This window comes from Aggregatimonas sangjinii (assembly GCF_005943945.1).
In the GTDB taxonomy this organism is placed as follows: domain Bacteria; phylum Bacteroidota; class Bacteroidia; order Flavobacteriales; family Flavobacteriaceae; genus Pelagihabitans; species Pelagihabitans sangjinii.
In genome coordinates, this window is record NZ_CP040710.1 from 2027063 (window position 1) to 2043891 (window position 16829).

Annotated in this window: 10 protein-coding genes and 1 tRNA gene; 6 read left to right on the top strand and 5 right to left on the bottom strand. The window is 42.8% G+C overall.

What is annotated here, in order from left to right; all coding sequences use genetic code 11:
* The first annotated feature begins 6 nt into the window (after positions 1-6).
* The 4 genes from FGM00_RS08300 (at position 7) to ribB (ending at position 6278) form a co-directional block, all read left to right on the top strand.
* Positions 7-2394 (top strand): FtsK/SpoIIIE family DNA translocase, encoded by a 2388-nt coding sequence (locus FGM00_RS08300; protein ID WP_138852451.1) that lies wholly within the window; start codon positions 7-9, stop codon positions 2392-2394.
* Between the two features lie 67 nt (positions 2395-2461).
* A complete protein-coding gene (locus tag FGM00_RS08305; protein WP_138852452.1) occupies positions 2462-3106 on the top strand; it encodes an outer membrane lipoprotein periplasmic chaperone LolA1 in 645 nt (214 codons plus the stop codon).
* Positions 3107-3120: 14 nt separating this feature from the next.
* Positions 3121-5139: an LptF/LptG family permease gene (locus FGM00_RS08310; RefSeq protein WP_138852453.1), complete on the top strand. Its 2019-nt coding sequence runs from the start codon at positions 3121-3123 to the stop codon at positions 5137-5139.
* Positions 5136-6278, top strand: coding sequence for a 3,4-dihydroxy-2-butanone-4-phosphate synthase (gene ribB, locus FGM00_RS08315; RefSeq protein WP_138852454.1), 1143 nt, complete (start codon positions 5136-5138; stop codon positions 6276-6278). The genes FGM00_RS08310 and ribB overlap by 4 nt, the downstream gene beginning before the upstream one ends.
* Here ribB and FGM00_RS08320 read toward each other — a convergent pair.
* The 3 genes from FGM00_RS08320 to FGM00_RS08330 form a co-directional block, all read right to left on the bottom strand.
* Complete coding sequence (locus FGM00_RS08320; protein ID WP_138852455.1) at positions 6275-7468, bottom strand: DegT/DnrJ/EryC1/StrS family aminotransferase; 1194 nt, start codon at positions 7466-7468, stop codon at positions 6275-6277. The two genes, ribB and FGM00_RS08320, sit on opposite strands and share 4 nt — an antisense overlap.
* Before the next feature lie 246 nt (positions 7469-7714).
* Positions 7715-8350, bottom strand: a complete 636-nt coding sequence (locus tag FGM00_RS08325) for an NAD(P)H-dependent oxidoreductase (RefSeq protein ID WP_138852456.1) — start codon at positions 8348-8350, stop codon at positions 7715-7717.
* Positions 8351-8411: 61 nt separating this feature from the next.
* Entirely contained in the window at positions 8412-9173 is a 762-nt protein-coding gene (locus FGM00_RS08330; protein ID WP_138852457.1) for a sulfite exporter TauE/SafE family protein, read from the bottom strand.
* 344 nt (positions 9174-9517) lie between these two features.
* On the opposite strand from FGM00_RS08330, the gene FGM00_RS08335 reads away from it, so the two are divergent.
* On the top strand, positions 9518-14638 hold the full coding sequence (locus FGM00_RS08335) for an endonuclease (RefSeq protein ID WP_138852458.1): 5121 nt from the start codon (positions 9518-9520) through the stop codon (positions 14636-14638).
* Between the two features lie 117 nt (positions 14639-14755).
* Positions 14756-14840: transfer RNA gene (locus tag FGM00_RS08340), tRNA-Ser, on the top strand.
* A 108-nt stretch (positions 14841-14948) separates the two neighbouring features.
* Here the strand turns inward: FGM00_RS08340 and FGM00_RS08345 are convergent.
* Both FGM00_RS08345 and FGM00_RS08350 read right to left on the bottom strand, forming a co-directional pair.
* A complete protein-coding gene (locus FGM00_RS08345) occupies positions 14949-16166 on the bottom strand; it encodes a pentapeptide repeat-containing protein (protein WP_138852459.1) in 1218 nt (405 codons plus the stop codon).
* 147 nt (positions 16167-16313) lie between these two features.
* Positions 16314-16820: a hypothetical protein gene (locus FGM00_RS08350; RefSeq protein WP_138852460.1), complete on the bottom strand. Its 507-nt coding sequence runs from the start codon at positions 16818-16820 to the stop codon at positions 16314-16316.
* Between the last annotated feature and the right edge of the window lie 9 nt (positions 16821-16829).

Consider the following 16829-nt stretch of genomic DNA (forward strand, 5'->3'; position numbering starts at 1 on the left):
CTGTTAATGGCAAAGAAGGTTAGAAAGAAACGGGCGAAACCTACTAAAAAACCCAGTTCCTTTAAAATATCCAAACAAAATAAAATCATACTGGGAAGCCTTTTGATGCTTTTCAGCATTGCCCTATTCTTCTCATTTGTCTCCTTTTATTTTACATGGCAAGACGACCAGAGCCTGCTCACCGAATTCAAGGTGCGAAATGAAGCCGCACAAAATCTGTTAAACAAGTTCGGGGCCGCGGTAAGCCATTTCTTTATGTATAAGGGTTTTGGCGTTGCATCCCTTGTGATACCGGGCTTACTTTTTATGAGTGGACTTTATCGTTTTCTGAGTATGCCGGCCAAAGGTTTGGTCAAAAAATACATTTGGGGACTTTTATTCATGATTTGGATTTCCGTGGCACTTGGCTTTTTTGCCGCGGAAAGACCGCTTTTGGGAGGTCTCGTAGGTTACGAAATCAATGACTTCCTACAGGACTATGCCGGTAAACTTGGTGTTTTTCTGCTGCTTCTGTTCGGTTTGATTTTTATTTTGGTTCGTTTTTTCCAATTTAGCCCGGACGGGATTTTTGAATTTCTGAAAAAAAAGGTGGCGGCGTTCGATTCCAAGCCAAAAAAAGTGAATTCCTCCGGTACGACTAGTGATGAGGATAGTTCCTTCGAAGTACAGCTAGAGGAAGACACACCCGTAGTTATCGACACCTATACCCATAAAAACGACATCCCTCCTATTGAAAAAGAACCTGCTTCCGAAGGGGTTTTGGAAATTACGGAACCCACAGTCGACGAAGAATCCATTGAAGACCTTAAAATAGAAGTAGAGAAAATAGTTGAGGAAAAAGAGGAGAAAGATAACATTGCCGATAAACTTGTTGATGATTTCGGGGAGTTCGACCCTACCTTGGAGCTCGGTAATTACAAATTCCCACATATTGATTTGTTGGACCAACATGGTGCCACTGGCGGAATCACGATCAATCAAGAAGAACTGGAAGAAAATAAAAATAAAATCGTCAACACGCTCAAGAACTACAAAATCGGGATAGCCCAAATCAAGGCCACCATTGGTCCTACGGTAACCCTATATGAAATCGTTCCCGAAGCAGGAGTGCGCATTTCAAAAATCAAGAATCTTGAGGATGATATCGCCCTTTCCTTAGCTGCACTGGGGATTCGTATCATTGCCCCCATTCCCGGTAAGGGTACCATCGGGATTGAAGTCCCCAATAAAAATGCCACTATAGTGTCGATGCGGTCGGTAATCGCTTCCACTAAATTTCAAAAGGCCGAAATGCAGTTGCCGATCGCCTTTGGCAAAACCATAAGCAATGAGACGTTCGTAGTCGATTTGGCCAAAATGCCTCACCTTTTAATGGCAGGTGCTACCGGTCAAGGAAAATCCGTGGGATTGAACGCGGTCTTAACCTCCCTATTGTACAAAAAGCATCCCGCGGAGGTGAAATTTATTTTGGTAGACCCCAAAAAGGTAGAACTGACCCTCTACAATAAGATAGAACGCCATTTTCTGGCCAAACTACCAGGTGTTGAAGAGGCGATTATTACCGATAATACCAAGGTCATCCATACCTTGAATTCGCTCTGTATTGAAATGGATAATCGCTATGAACTGCTTAAACTGGCCATGGTACGAAACATTAAGGAATACAACCATAAGTTCAAGAAACGAAAATTGAATCCGCATGATGGGCATCGGTTTCTACCCTACATCATCTTGGTCATTGACGAGTTCGCCGATTTGATCATGACGGCCGGAAAGGAAGTCGAAACTCCTGTGGCCCGTTTGGCGCAATTGGCCAGGGCCATCGGTATACATTTAATTATTGCGACGCAGCGACCCTCGGTGAATGTAATTACAGGAATCATCAAAGCGAACTTCCCGGCAAGAATCGCCTTTAGAGTAGCTTCCAAAATAGATTCCAGAACTATTTTAGACGCCCAAGGTGCTGATCAGTTGATCGGACGCGGGGATATGCTCTACACCCAAGGTAATGACGTTACCCGTATTCAATGTGCCTTTGTAGATACGCCTGAAGTGGATAAGATCACTGAGTTCATCGGTTCTCAGCGTGCCTACCCGGAGGCATACGAGTTACCGGAGTATGTCGGGGAGGATTCTGGCACAAGTATTGATTACAACATATCGGAACGGGATGCGAAGTTCAGGGAAGCGGCAGAAGTTATTGTAACCGCCCAGCAAGGTTCTGCCTCACTGATCCAACGAAAATTAAAATTGGGCTACAACCGTGCAGGCAGAATCGTAGATCAACTCGAAGCCGCGGGTATCGTAGGTCCCTTTGAAGGTAGTAAGGCAAGGCAGGTGCTTGTGCCTGATCTGACTTCTCTGGACTTATTGCTCCAAAACGAAAAAGGATAGTCAATTTATCAAATAGAGAATAGTGCTACTGATATAATCACAGTACGAAAAACATAAAAATAATATCATGAAGAGAATTTTACTTTTGACTTTGGTGTTTGCAAGTACATGGACCACTTTTGCCCAGAACGATCCCAAGGCCGAGGCTTTATTGGACGAAGTCTACGCTAAAGTCAAGGGATATGATAACATTTACGTAGACTTTAAATACGTGCTCAGCAATGCCGAGGCCGGTATCAATCAAGAGACACGCGGAGAGGTCACTATGCAGGGAGATAAGTACCTAGGCGATCTCTTCGGGGCCAAACAATTATACGACGGCACCAAAGTCTACACCATTGTTCCTGAAAACGAGGAGGTGACCATTGAGGATAAAACTACAGACGATAATGAAATGTCACCCTCTAGCCTACTTACGTTCTACAGGCAAGGGCATACCTATCAAATGGACATTACGCAAAATGTTCAGGGCCGAAAAATACAATATGTGAAATTAACCCCGATGGATACCGATTCGGAAGTAAAATCCAGATTGCTGGGTATCGATGCGGAAACCAAGCACATTTACAAACTGATCGAAACCGGTAAAAACGGCACTACCACTACGATTACTGTTAATTCTTTTAAAACAAATCAAGCTTTGTCCGGAAGCTTATTTACTTTTGATGCGAAGAAGTACGAAGACGATGGGTACTATATCATACGAAACTAAGCTAACTTAAGCCGTTGCGACTCCTAGACCGATACATTTTATCGCGATTTTTATTCAATTTTTTCAGCTCGTTTGTCATATTGATGTTCATCTTCATATTTCAAACGATATGGCTTTTTATTGATGATTTGGCAGGTAAGGGACTCGATATCGTTATTATCGGTAAGTTCCTTTTTTATCTCATGCCGAACTTGACGGAAAAGGTGCTTCCGCTTACGGTACTCCTCTCATCCATTCTTACTTTCGGAACGTTTGCCGAAAATTATGAATTTGCCGCGATGAAAGCTTCGGGCATTTCGCTGCAACGCGCCATGTTACCCCTTATCATTTTTGTCATCTTCCTCTGCGGGGTTACCTTTTACTTTGCCAACAGCGTAATTCCAGCTTCCGAACAAAAAATCTATAACATGCGGCGTAACATCGCCAAGGTAAAACCTGCCGCTGCGATAGAGGAAGGCGTTTTTAGCGATTTTGAGGGTATGAGTATCAAGGTGGCCGAAAAGTACGGGGAAAAAGACCGATTTTTGAGGGAGATCATCGTACATCAAAAAACCCCGACGAATATAAATAATGAGGTGATCAAGGCCAAAAGCGGCGAATTGGTCAGCAGTCAGAAATCGGATGTAATTCAACTTATACTGAAAGACGGGCACCATTATCAGGATGTACAAACCAGAAAAAATACAGAAAAAAGAAAATACCCCTTTGTAAAGTCCACCTTTGATATCTATCGTATCAACATCGAGATCCCCGAATTGGAGCAAGACCTAGAAGCCGAGGGAGATATCAGTACCTATAAAATGAAAAACGTTTCTCGCTTGACTCAGGATATCGATTCGCTGAATAAAGACAATATTAGGATTGTCGAAGCTTTTTCAAAGAATATTATCAGTCGCAGCGGTGGTTTTATTCCTCTTATCAAAAAAAATGCAAGGACCAAAGCGAAAGAGCAAAATGCCAAAAAATTAAAAAATTTTATCAATAGTACTGCACTTCAGGAAGCTATTGAAGAAAACAATGAAGCATCTGAAGAATATATGCTTCAATCAATAAATGATTCGATTACACCAACCAATGCCGCATTCGAAAAATCGAACAATATTCTCGATTTATACGAGGAAGGACAGCAAATACGAATCGTGAACTCCGCCAAAACCTCGGTCTCCAATATCTTGACCACGATAGGTGGGAAAAAAGATGAATTAGACAAAAGGTACAAAATTCACAACCTCCATATCTTATCGCTTCACAAAAAATTCGCGCTGGCACTCTCTTGTATCATCCTATTCTTCGTAGGGGCGCCTTTAGGTGCCATCATTCGAAAAGGTGGGGTCGGTTTACCTATGGTCATTGCGATAATTTTATTTTTGGTGTATTATTTCGTCGGGGTATTTGGTGAAAACTATGCGAAGGAAAGCAATATTCATCCCATTTTGGGCGCGTGGGTTTCTACATTGATTATGCTACCTTTGGGCATATTTCTGACGAAACGGGCTACCGCTGATAAAGGTGGGGTAAATTTTGCCAGTTTTATAGGGCAAATTAAAGGGGTTTTCTCAAGAAAGCAGGTCGAAGAAAAAAACCGTATCGACATTCAACAAATTGAAAACTCACTTTCAGAGTCAAGAAGACTTTCTAATGATGAAATAGATATGCTGCGAAAATCGCTGGTAGCCACGGGTCAATTCGTAAAAAATAGAAGCATAAACGATGGTTCGGAGTTTATCGAAATTCATGAGCGAAACTTGAAAAATCTGATTTTATTGAAGAGAACCGACTCCTCCGGCTTCATCGATAGGCAACTGGTAAAATATCCAAAAATCACAGTGAAGGAGGTTGACTTCTTTTTACGGAAAAAAAGGAAGAATTTTGATTTTGTGGAATTTCTTACTGGAAAAGTATTTGGTTTTTTCATCAATCTAATCAAAACCGGTGGCAATTCCCTTAAAGAGATTGAAAGTAAATTAGAGGAAATATCTAGGCTAAATGAAAGCTTAGCACAGTTAATTTCTAACAGTAAGCAGCAATTATGACCAAAATTAGTGAGCATACCGTTCAACTAAACACCATTGAGGAAGCTATTGCCGATATTCGCAAAGGCAAGGTGATTATCGTCGTAGATGACGAAAACCGTGAGAATGAAGGTGATTTTCTGGCCGCTGCCGAGCTAGCGACTCCGGAAACGGTCAACTTTATGGCTACCCACGGGAAGGGACTTATTTGCGCCCCACTTACCGAGGGTCGTTGCAAAGAACTAGGGCTTCATATGATGGTCAGCAACAATACCGATCCATTGGAGACCGCTTTCACGGTATCCGTAGATTTGCGGGGAGACGGTGTAACCACTGGAATCTCGGCCTCGGATCGTTCCAAAACCGTCTGTGCATTGACCGACCCGAATACAAAACCCCACGATTTGGCACGACCTGGTCATATTTTCCCTTTAGTGGCCAAAGAGGGAGGTGTACTTCGGAGGACCGGCCATACGGAAGCCGCTATAGATTTCGCCCGTTTGGCGGGATTGAAGCCCGCTGGTATTATCGTTGAAATCATGAACGATGATGGCAGTATGGCAAGACTTCCACAATTGATGGAGGTAGCCAAAAAATTCGACTTGAAAATCGTTTCCATAGAATCGTTGGTCGCCTATCGTATGGAACACGACAGCCTTATCGAGAAAAAGGAGGATTTTGATATCACCACCCGCTTCGGGGCCTTTCGCCTCAGGGCTTACAAGCAAACAACCAACAACCGAGTGCATATTGCCTTAACGAAAGGCACTTGGAACAAGGAAGACCTGGTATTGACCCGCATCAATTCTACTTTAGTCAATAATGATGTATTGGGAACGCTGACGAACAATGAGGACAAAAAATTGGAGGAAATGTTTAGTGCAATCAATTCCGAAGGCAAGGGTGCTATCGTTTTTATCAATCAGGATTCGGAAGCCTTGAACCTGCTCTCCCGTTTAGCAGAATTGAAAGAGTTGCAAAAAGAAGGCATTTACAAAGCTCCAAAAATTGATATGGATCATCGGGATTTCGGAATCGGGGCCCAGATTTTACACGATTTGAATATTTCTAAAATCCGAATGCTGACCAATAGCGAACAGGCCAAGCGCGTAGGTATTGTCGGTTACGGCTTGGAGATTGTCGAGTACGTACCGTACTAGCGAAGTGTACTAAGGATTTCTACCATTGTATTGGCTCTTTGGGTCACTTCGGTCTCGGTCCAGCCCAGCTTTATAAGACAGGAAATCGTTCGGCCCATCCAATGGTCGGACTTTCTGAAATCGGATCGTGAATAGTCCGGTAGTTGTGCAATTACCTCGTTCGGTAACTTTCCCAAGGATTTTTTTTCCGTCAGATGCTCCCATTTTTTGTAATAGTGCCAATTGTTATCAAACCAATAGAAACAGGCATCCACTCCAGCCGCACCAAGTGCTTTATGGGCTGCTTTAGCCTTTTCCGCGGATGGGAGAAAGAAATTCAGGAAGGCATAACTTTCTTCACCACCATCCGGTACTCTTCTAAAAGTGATATCGGACGCAGTCTCCAAGGCCGAACGTAAAATCGTATAATTCTTCTTTTGAATCGATAAAAACTCGTCTAAACGTTGAATTTGTGCACAGCCTACCGCGGCGTTCAATTCGGAAATACGGTAATTGTATCCCAAAAATGGATGTGTTTCCGCTCCCCTATCGCTTCCAACGTGATCGTGACCATGGTCGGAATAATAATCGGCGTTCTTGATGTAATTTTCGTTGTTCGAAATAATCGCCCCTCCTTCGCCACAGGTAATCGTTTTCACATAATCAAAAGAAAAGCAGCCCAAATCTCCATAACTTCCCAAAGGCTTTCCTTCAAAGGTACCACCGATGGCCTGACAGGCGTCTTCCAACAACAGCAGGTCGTATTTGTCGCAAATAGCTTTCAATGCCTTTAAATCCGCCATAGAACCGCACATATGAACGGGCATGACCACCTTGGTTCTGGAAGTAATCGCCTCTTCAACGGCAGAAGGGTTCAACGTTAAAGTATCATCGATATCCACTAAGATGGGCACCGCCCCAAGTGCCAAAATGGACTCGAAACTTGCTACAAAAGTAAAGGTCGGCATGATTACTTCGTCTCCCGCACCTATTCCCGCACTGGCGAGGGCAACGGTCAATGCCGCCGTGCCGCTGCTAACGAGTTGTGTATGCTTCACCTGCATACGTTCGGAAAAAGCCTTTTCAAGTTCTTTGGCCTTCCATTGTCCATTTCGCATTCCATCGAACCCATAGCGCATCAAGACGCCGGTCTCCAATACCTGATTCACTTCTGCTCGCTCCCTATCTCCAAAAAGTTCAAATCCTGGCATGTCTTCTTAAGTGATTAATGTTTAATGAGAAATAGAATTGGGTGAAAAGGGATGTTCCGGTTCCCCCATCATTTGCGGTAAATTAAACATAATTCCAAAAGCAAAAATTTATTCCCTCCAAATGCCTGAGGGTCTATATTCCTCCATTCTATCATCTCTAGTCTCTTCTCTATATTCTCTTATCTCTTCTCTATATTCTCTTATCTCTTCTCTATATTCTCTTCGCTTTTCTCTCTTCTCTCTATCCTAAAAAATATCTATAACGCTTTCCTCTATCGGTCTTCGCACCTTCTTAAAGTTTGAAAAGACATCATCCTCAGCTCGATATCCAACAGGCAATACTAAAACCGAGGATATTCGCTTTTTCTGCAGTCCCAAGAGCTCATCATAAGCCAAAGGATTAAAACCTTCCATCGGACAGGCGTCTATTTTCTCCATTGCACAGATAGTCAAAAGGTTACCCATTGCCAAATACGCTTGGTTTTTTGACCATTGCTGTAGTTGAACCCTATCCTTTTTCGAAAAGTCGTTTACCAGATCATTTTTAAAAGGATCTAGTATTTCATCACTCGTACCGCGGATTTTCTGGACCAATTCAAAATAATCCGAAATGTACTTTGAATCGATCTTATTTTCGATACAGATAATGAGAATATGGGAGGCTTGTGCAACCTGCGCTTGTCCAAAAGAATGCGTCACCAGCTCCTTTTGAAGCGTTTTATTCCGTAATACCACCAAACGGATGGGCTGCAGACCATACGAAGTTGCCGTTAGGTTGAAAGCGTTTTTCAGCTTTTCGATCTTCTCGTTGGAAAGCAGGCGATCCGAGTCAAATTTTTTTACGGCATAGCGCCAATTTAAATCACTTAGTATATCTGTCATTTCTTAGTATTAACTGTACTATTTTAGAGATTTCCGCTTTTGTGGAAATGAAAAATAAAGTTTAATCTAAATCAAAAAACCACAATTTAACGGCCATGATCAAGACCATAACGATTAAAAAGGTTTTTATAAAGCCATCGCCTTTGTTTACCGATACCCTACTGGCAAGCCATGCCCCGGAACCATTGCCGATTGCCAAAATAAGACCGACCTCCCAATCTACCTTATCGTTTACTACAAAAACTGTCAACGCCGCAAGCGTGTAAATAAAAACGACCGCTACTTTGGTCGCATTCGAGCGTACCAAGGTCATGTGGTTTATATAGTGCAAAAATAGGATAATTATAAACCCTAGGCCCGCATTGATAAATCCGCCATAGATACCGAACAAAAAGAAAGCCGCCATTCCGACCCAAAGATACTTTCCCGTGATGCGCTCCTGCAACTCCTCAAGTTTCATTTTAGGCTTAAAAATAATGATCAAGACCACCGCTACCATAATACCTGACAGTATACGGTTGAATGTTTCCCCTTTAACATCCACTGCTATATATGCCCCGATGATGGCCCCGAAGAAAGCCGCTATCCCGAGGTAGATATTGAACGGCGCCGTAGACACGCCCTTGCTTTTAAAGCCTGCTGTCGCTAAGGCTGTCTGAATCACGATAGCCACCCTATTAGTGCCGTTGGCCACGCCAGGCGGAAGTCCCAAAAAAATCAATACGGGCAATGAAAGTAAAGACCCGCCCCCGGCAACGGTATTGATAAAACCGACGGCGAAACCGGTCACCACTAGTATCACGTAATGGTACCATTCTTCCATGGCGCAAAAATAGGCGCTAAAATCGGTTTCCTAAAGCAAAGGACATGTTTTACAATTCAAGAATGACTTTTTGTTTCGAATAAGAGACTGTTTTGAAATATGTCGTTAGAATTTCTATGGCCTATTTTAGATGCAGTATGAGGCAAAATTTTTTAGCATAGCAGCGCTACGGTTAAAAATTTTAACGAAATAATGTGCAGAAAGAGGCTGTAAAAAAATAACCGAGGTATTTCAAAACAGTCTCTAAGTCAAAAGTTAATAATTCTTAACAATTGGTTAACTCGCCTGATGGGATTTACGTAGGTTAATTCTTAAGTTTGCGAACCCTTAAAAAATCGAGAACTATGAAAAAAAACTACTTTTTAAAGAATATGCTGTCCACAGTTTTCATCTTGTGTGGTATACTTTTCGGTAATGCGCAAGTACCAAGTTATTACAGCGGTACCGATATTTCCGTTTCTGGCGAGGCCCTGGAGTCAAACCTCTCTACTTTGATCACTGATACACAGATAACGGAACTGACCTATACCCCGGGTGTTTGGGATGCTTTAAAGCAAACCGACCTAGATCCTTCAAATCCTGACAAGGTGTTATTGATTTACGGTTATGACGATACCGATTCCGATAGTACCAATGACCGTACACGTTCGAAAGACATGAATGGCGGCAATAATGGGGATTGGAACAGGGAACATACCTACCCGAGATCGTTGGGCAATCCCAATTTGGGGAGCGAAGGGCCCGGATCGGATGCACATCACTTACGGGCATCCGACGTGCAATTCAATGGCGTACGCGGCAATCGGCCGTATATAGACGATACGGGAAATGCGAAAGCCATCAACAATGGTTTTTACCCAGGAGATGAATGGAAAGGTGATGTGGCACGTATGATGATGTACATGTACCTCCGTTATGGAGATCGCTGTTTACCCAACGTGGTTGGTCTTGGCAATTCAACCTTTGATCCCGACATGCGGGATATTTTCCTGGAATGGAACGCCGAAGACCCCGTATCGCAGGTAGAAATCAATAGGAACATCCTATTGGAAGGTATTCAAGGTAATAGAAACCCATTTATTGACAATCCCTCCTTTGCCACACGAATTTGGGGTGGGCCGCAGGCCGAAGATCGTTTTGCCAACGCAAGTCCCAGTATCGTTATCAATGAAGTTGACGCTGATCAGACGAGTACAGATGCCACGGAATTCATTGAACTTTTTGATGGCGGTTTCGGGAACAGCTCGCTGGATGGCCTCGTAGTGGTTTTATACAACGGAAATAATGACCAAAGCTATAACGCCATAGATTTAGATGGTTTCACTACTGATGCCAACGGCTATTTTGTAATCGGTAGCGCCGGGGTGCCGAATGTTAACTTAGAGGCATTTACGACCAACGGTGTTCAGAACGGTGCCGATGCGGTAGCACTCTACGAAGATGATGCGGCCAACTTTCCCTCCGGGTCGGCCATAACGACCACCAATCTCTTAGACGCACTGGTTTACGGCACTAGTGATGGTGACGACATTGAACTTCTTGCATTACTGAATTCCGGGCAACCTCAGATAGATGAGAATTTGGGAGGCAACGCAGGTGAAAACTCTATGCAACGGATTCCTAATGGCGCTGGCGGGGCAAGAAACACGCTTGGGTACGAGCTCGCACCACCAACACCGGGTGCCGTAAACACGACCATCGTTATTGTCGATACGGAAAGCCCAAGTACGCCGGAAAATGTAATGGCCAGTGCGATAACTGCGGAAGGTGCTACTTTATCGTGGAATCCGTCTACCGACAATATTGGTGTTACGGAATATCGCGTTTTCAATGGCACGACCGAACAGGGCAGTACAACCGAAACCAGTTTTATGGTATCCGGTCTTATGCCGAATACCGAGTATCTATTGAGTGTGGTGGCCCTAGATGCTGCCGGAAACGCTTCCGACCCTAGTACAAACGTAGTATTTACGACTTTGGAAGCCCCTACGCCAAGTGGTGAAACCGCGCTGCTGATTACCGGGGTCTTTGATGGGCCTCTAACTGGGGGCGTCCCCAAGGGAGTTGAGCTGTATGTAACCGACGATATAACCGACCTTAGTAGCTACGGATTGGGATCTGCCAATAATGGCGGCGGTACCGATGGCGAGGAATTTACCTTTCCAACGGTTTCGGCCACCGCAGGCAGTTTCATCTATGTTTCATCCGAGGTACCTGGCTTTCAGGAGTTTTTCGGATTTGAACCGGATTATACCTCAGGGGCAATGGCCATTAATGGCGATGATGCCATAGAGTTATTCAAAGATGGGGCAGTTGTTGATATCTTTGGCGAAATAGCCATGGACGGTACTGGTCAACCTTGGGAGCATTCCGATGGATGGGCTTATAGAAATGAAAACACTGGGCCTAATGGAAGCTCTTTTTCCCTGGCCGATTGGACATTCAGCGGCCCTAACGCCTTTGATGGACAAAGTGCGAATAGTACGGCAACTAGTCCTTTTCCCATTGGTACATATATGATAACGGGTATTGCACAAATTATCATCAATGAATTGGATGCTGATACCGCAGGTACAGATGCCTTGGAGTTCATTGAATTATACGATGGTGGTGCCGGCAACACGGCGCTTGATGGCCTAGTGATCGTGCTGTATAATGGTAGTGACAATCAGAGTTATAACGAGGCCATCGACCTAGATGGTTTTACCACCGACGAAAATGGATATTTTGTTATCGGAAGCGCATTGGTGGCCAATGTCGACCTGGTCGCTTTCACCACGAACGGTATTCAAAACGGTGCCGATGCGGCCGCTCTTTATCAAGCTGATGCAACCGATTTCCCGAACGACACGCCGTTACTGATCAATGAAACACTTTTAGATGCCGTTGTTTATGATACGAGTGACAGTGATGATGAGGAACTCCTACAACTATTGAACACTGGGGAATTGCAGGTGAATGAGGACGGGATGGAGAACAAAGATGGGGATTCCGTTCAACGTATTCCGAACGGATCGGGTGGCGCTAGAAATACGGCCAGCTATACCCAGGACACGCCCACTCCGGGTGCTGAAAACGGTGCAGTGCCACCAGCTCCGGAAACCATATCAGTTCTTGAGGCACGAGCGGCGGAATTTGGCGAGTTGGTTACCGTTAGCGGAGTGTTAACGGTCTCAGATCAATTCGGCGGCTCGGCATACCTTCAGGATGCCACCGCCGGAATCGCCATTTTCGATGAGAAAGTCCATGGTGACGGCAATTTTATGGTCGGGGATTCGATTACGGTCACCGCGACCAGAAGTGCTTTCAATGACCAAATACAGTTGAGTACGGTCACCGAAGTGACCAACAATGGACAACCTAATGTTCCGATAGTTCCGCTTACGATTTCGTTAAGTGATCTGGCGAATCATCCTGCGGAGTTGGTCAGGATACTAGATCCTGCTTTCCCAAAGCCAGGGGACATCCTGTTTGGAAACTCCAATTACAGCCTTACGGATGCCAACGGTACCGGAGAACTGCGTATCGATAATGACGTGGAAGCCATTGTTGGACTAGGTCAACCCTCCGACTGCGGAGAGGTCATCGGAGTAGTAGGAAGGTTCTTCGAAACCTACCAATTACTGCCCCGCTCCAAAAGCGACCTCGAATGTGCTGGACCATATATTCCTTTAGGAAGCGATATACAGATAGATAAGGACGAGACTTTTGATGTGGTTACTTGGAATATTGAATGGTTCGGGGAAGAAGAGAATTCCCCAGCTGCCGGAAATCCGATGTCGGACGCCATCCAAAGGGATAGTGTGCAAAGGGTTCTGGCTGAATTGAATGCCGATCTAATCGCGGTTGAGGAAATCGTGGATGTGCCCCTTTTTGAAGAGTTGATCGGGTCATTGCCCGGATACGCGTATGTTTTGTCACCAGCGACCTCGCGCCCCGATGCTACCGATGGCCTGCAGCAAAAAGTAGGGTTTATCTACAATACCAATACGGTCTCGGTCATAGCGACTAGACCGCTTTTGGAAACTATTCATCCCTTGTACAACGGTGGTGACGATAGTGCATTGGCCGATTATCCCGTAGCGGATAAAACACGGTTCTATGCCAGTGGGCGTCTTCCCTTTCTGATGAACGCCGATGTAACGATCAACAACGTGACCAAGCGTTTTGATTTGGTCGCATTGCACGCAAGGGCCAATAGTGGTAATGGTGCACAAGAGCGCTACGACATGCGTAAGTTTGATGTTGAGGTCTTAAAAGATAGTCTCGATGTTCAGTTTCCGGATTCCAATCTAATTCTTTTGGGGGATTTCAATGATGATATCGATGAGACCGTTGCGGATATTGCCTCGACCGTGAGTTCGTATGAATCGTATGTTTTAGATGCGGAGAATTATACCATAGTAAGTAGCGCTTTAAGTGAAGGTGGTTTCCGTTCATTCGTATTTCGGGAAAATATGATAGACCATATTCTGGTATCCAATGAGGTAGCGCCCACTTATATTGACGAAACAGTTAGTGTTGGCTATGAGTTTTATGATAGTGACTATACCAACACCACCTCGGATCACTTTCCGGTGTCGGCACGTTTTATATTGGAAGAATTTAAATTGGATTCGATTACGTCTAATTCCGTAAGCTGCGCGGGAGAAGCTGACGGCTCAGCCACTGCCCTACTTTCGGGTGGTGTTGCGCCCTATACCTATTTGTGGAGCGATGGGCAAACGACGGCTACGGCTTCCGGGCTCTCAGGAGGCGACTATACGATAACGGTTTTGGATGCCATGGGTGCCGTTGCGGAGGGTACGGTGACGATTTCAGAACCAGACACCCTTAGCGTGGAATATACCTCGGACACAACAATATATTTAGGCTACGCACCACTGGCAAAAGCAACGATTGGCGTAACCAGTATTACAGGCGGGCTAGCCCCTTACTCCTTCGAATGGAGTACAGGAGAAACTACCCAAACGTTACATGTCGAACCGGAAAGCACGACCACCTATCACATTACGGTTACTGATGCCAATGGCTGCGCATCGGAAAAGGAAATAACGGTAGAGGTTATTGATATACAATGTGGGAATGGAAGTTGGGCGAAAGTAGAAATGTGCTCTTACGGCAGAACGATTTGTGTGCCGCAGTGGGCCGTCGCTTACTATTTGTATTTCGGAAGCACTTTGGGTGCATGCGAGGCCGTACCCACCGAGGCGATCAACTTGGATGTTTATCCAAATCCGTTTGTCAACTACTTTATTGCGGATGTAACCGTGCCTGAAAATTCCAAAGTCAGTTTGTTCGTTTATAATCGCTATGGCAGACTAGTAAAAAGAGACAGAAACTTTGTGCCGTCCGGTAATACCAAATTAAAAGTAAGGATGAACGGTAGACCAAGGGGTATTTACTTTTTGAGAACGTATATCAATGGAGCATTTTACAGTGCTGAGAAGTTGGTGAAAAAATAAAAGTCAAAAGTTTTATGTAGCGGAAAAAGGTTTCTATATTTGCACCCGCCTACGCAACTTTGGTTGCTTTGGTGGGCACATCGTCTGAATTCTATAATATTTAGAAGATGTAGTCATGGAGGAATGGCAGAGTGGTCGAATGCACTAGTCTTGAAAACTAGCGAGGGTCACACCTCCGGGGGTTCGAATCCCTCTTCCTCCGCAGAAAGCCCCGTTATCGTAATGATAACGGGGCTTATCTTTTCTGGTTGACAGTATAGTTGACAGTTCTCAGAAATTTAACTCATATTTTAACCCTTTGTGAGCCATATTACTTGAATTTTCTAAAAGCCTGTACTGTTTGATATATACCATAGCCAACTGCTATACGACCAACAAAATCAAAAATATATGCGATACCATAAAATGTAGGGGTCAAACTTTCCAAATATGATAAGCTGCGAGCCGGATTTAAAAAAGTAAAAATAAACTTCACTCCGTTAATGAACTTGCTTTCATCAAGTTTACCAGTGCAGTAACAGATATTATTTTGATAAGCCTCTGTAAAAGTTAAAGTAAGTAAACCGAATATAAACGCTACGCCTAGAGTAAACAAAATACCATTCCTGAAATCTGAGCGATGATGATTTGATAACCTGTTTAACCATAATATATACTTATCGCCCTTATTTACATTTGAGTCTTTGCTCTTCAACCTTTTATTCACCAGTTCTTTTAATGCCGTTTTCTCTTCCCTAAGCATTAAAATCGAGTCTGAATAATTGCCAATATCTTCAAAGGATTTTTTTAAAATCTGAAAAGTATGCACTTTATTAACCAAAGGTATTATATGCTTTTCATCTATATAATTTTGATATTGTTTATCATTCTCACCAACGTACACAGTAATAAATTCCTTAAAATCAAATTTTAAATCAAAAGGTTTTAAAGTTCCTGAAATTATAGTTTGTGACAAATCTATTCCTTTTTTAAACTTTGTTCTTGCAAATATAACTTTAGATGAAAATAGCGCATAAGTAAATAAAACATTCCCTACGAATGTTGCCATACTGAATACTGTAGTTTTATTAAAATCTGTCTTATAAAAAGTTATATCGTTTTCAAATGTAGTCAACCAAAAATCTGTTAAGCCGTTAAATGTAGTATTGTCAAAGGATGCCTGACTTACTCGGCAATCATGCATGATAAACTTTTTGCTAAATTTAATGTCATCAAATTGTAGTTTTTTTTGAAAATCACACTCTTTAAAAGAGACGCTTTCACCAAATACATTAGTTTCAATTTGATTAAAACTATTACCATCCTCACTATTTTCTTCAACTACTGTTACTAATGGAATCCCTTTGCAAAAAGATATGGGGTTGATGAACTCACAGTCAATAAAAATAATTTCTCTGTGCTGCGGTTCCAATTCGATGATAAAATCGAATTTTTTAGAATTAAACTGGATAGGGTCTGAATTACCTAGACCCTCAGCCAAATTAAATTTAGCTCTATACTCATCTTCTGATATTGGTTGTCTGGCCATTTAGTTCCTTTCTTACTAACAATTTTTAAATAAATGTACATACCCAAATTAATGCCAATCTATTTTAATTTATTTAGTCCTTACACTGTTAATTGTTGGTTTGCATTGGGGAATTCATTTTACAAAATCAAAATTTAATTGAGCTACTTAAAAATTTAAACCGTCATATCTATAATCTTCCATATATTCAAATGACTCGTCAACCTCTGTTTTTGATATTGGATACTCTCTAATATTTCGAGCAACTCGCTTTAACTTAACTACGAAGTCAGTTTTGTGATATCTAATTAACGAATTGGCAAACTCAAATTTATCTACCTCTTGCATATCTAAAAAATATACAAAATCTAATATGAACCATGTGAACACGTTATACAATTTTATGTATGATTCAAGATTTTCACAGTCTAGAATCATATAATCATATGGCGAATTAAAGTCAATCAGTTTATCTAATAAATTTTCACCCCATCTTGGCTCAATGTCATTATCAATCATTTGACAATAGAAATCTTTGTTGTAGTCTTTTTCTATTTCGATGAAATAATTTTTTTCGCATACTTCTATATGACTTGAATACTGGTAAGATAATATGTTCTTAAAATATTCGCTGATGGTTATTATGTTATATCTATTTTCAAAGTAATTAGGCATTGGAAAATT

What these genes read in the sequence shown, in the direction of transcription:
- FGM00_RS08300 (WP_138852451.1), top strand. Translation starts at nt 7, where the DNA reads ATGGCAAAGAAGGTTAGAAAGAAACGGGCGAAACCTACTAAAAAACCC.
- FGM00_RS08305 (WP_138852452.1), top strand. Translation starts at nt 2,462, where the DNA reads ATGAAGAGAATTTTACTTTTGACTTTGGTGTTTGCAAGTACATGGACC.
- ribB (WP_138852454.1), top strand. Translation starts at nt 5,136, where the DNA reads ATGACCAAAATTAGTGAGCATACCGTTCAACTAAACACCATTGAGGAA.
- FGM00_RS08320 (WP_138852455.1), bottom strand. Translation starts at nt 7,468, where the DNA reads ATGCCAGGATTTGAACTTTTTGGAGATAGGGAGCGAGCAGAAGTGAAT.
- FGM00_RS08325 (WP_138852456.1), bottom strand. Translation starts at nt 8,350, where the DNA reads ATGACAGATATACTAAGTGATTTAAATTGGCGCTATGCCGTAAAAAAA.
- FGM00_RS08330 (WP_138852457.1), bottom strand. Translation starts at nt 9,173, where the DNA reads ATGGAAGAATGGTACCATTACGTGATACTAGTGGTGACCGGTTTCGCC.
- FGM00_RS08335 (WP_138852458.1), top strand. Translation starts at nt 9,518, where the DNA reads ATGAAAAAAAACTACTTTTTAAAGAATATGCTGTCCACAGTTTTCATC.
- FGM00_RS08345 (WP_138852459.1), bottom strand. Translation starts at nt 16,166, where the DNA reads ATGGCCAGACAACCAATATCAGAAGATGAGTATAGAGCTAAATTTAAT.
- FGM00_RS08350 (WP_138852460.1), bottom strand. Translation starts at nt 16,820, where the DNA reads ATGCCTAATTACTTTGAAAATAGATATAACATAATAACCATCAGCGAA.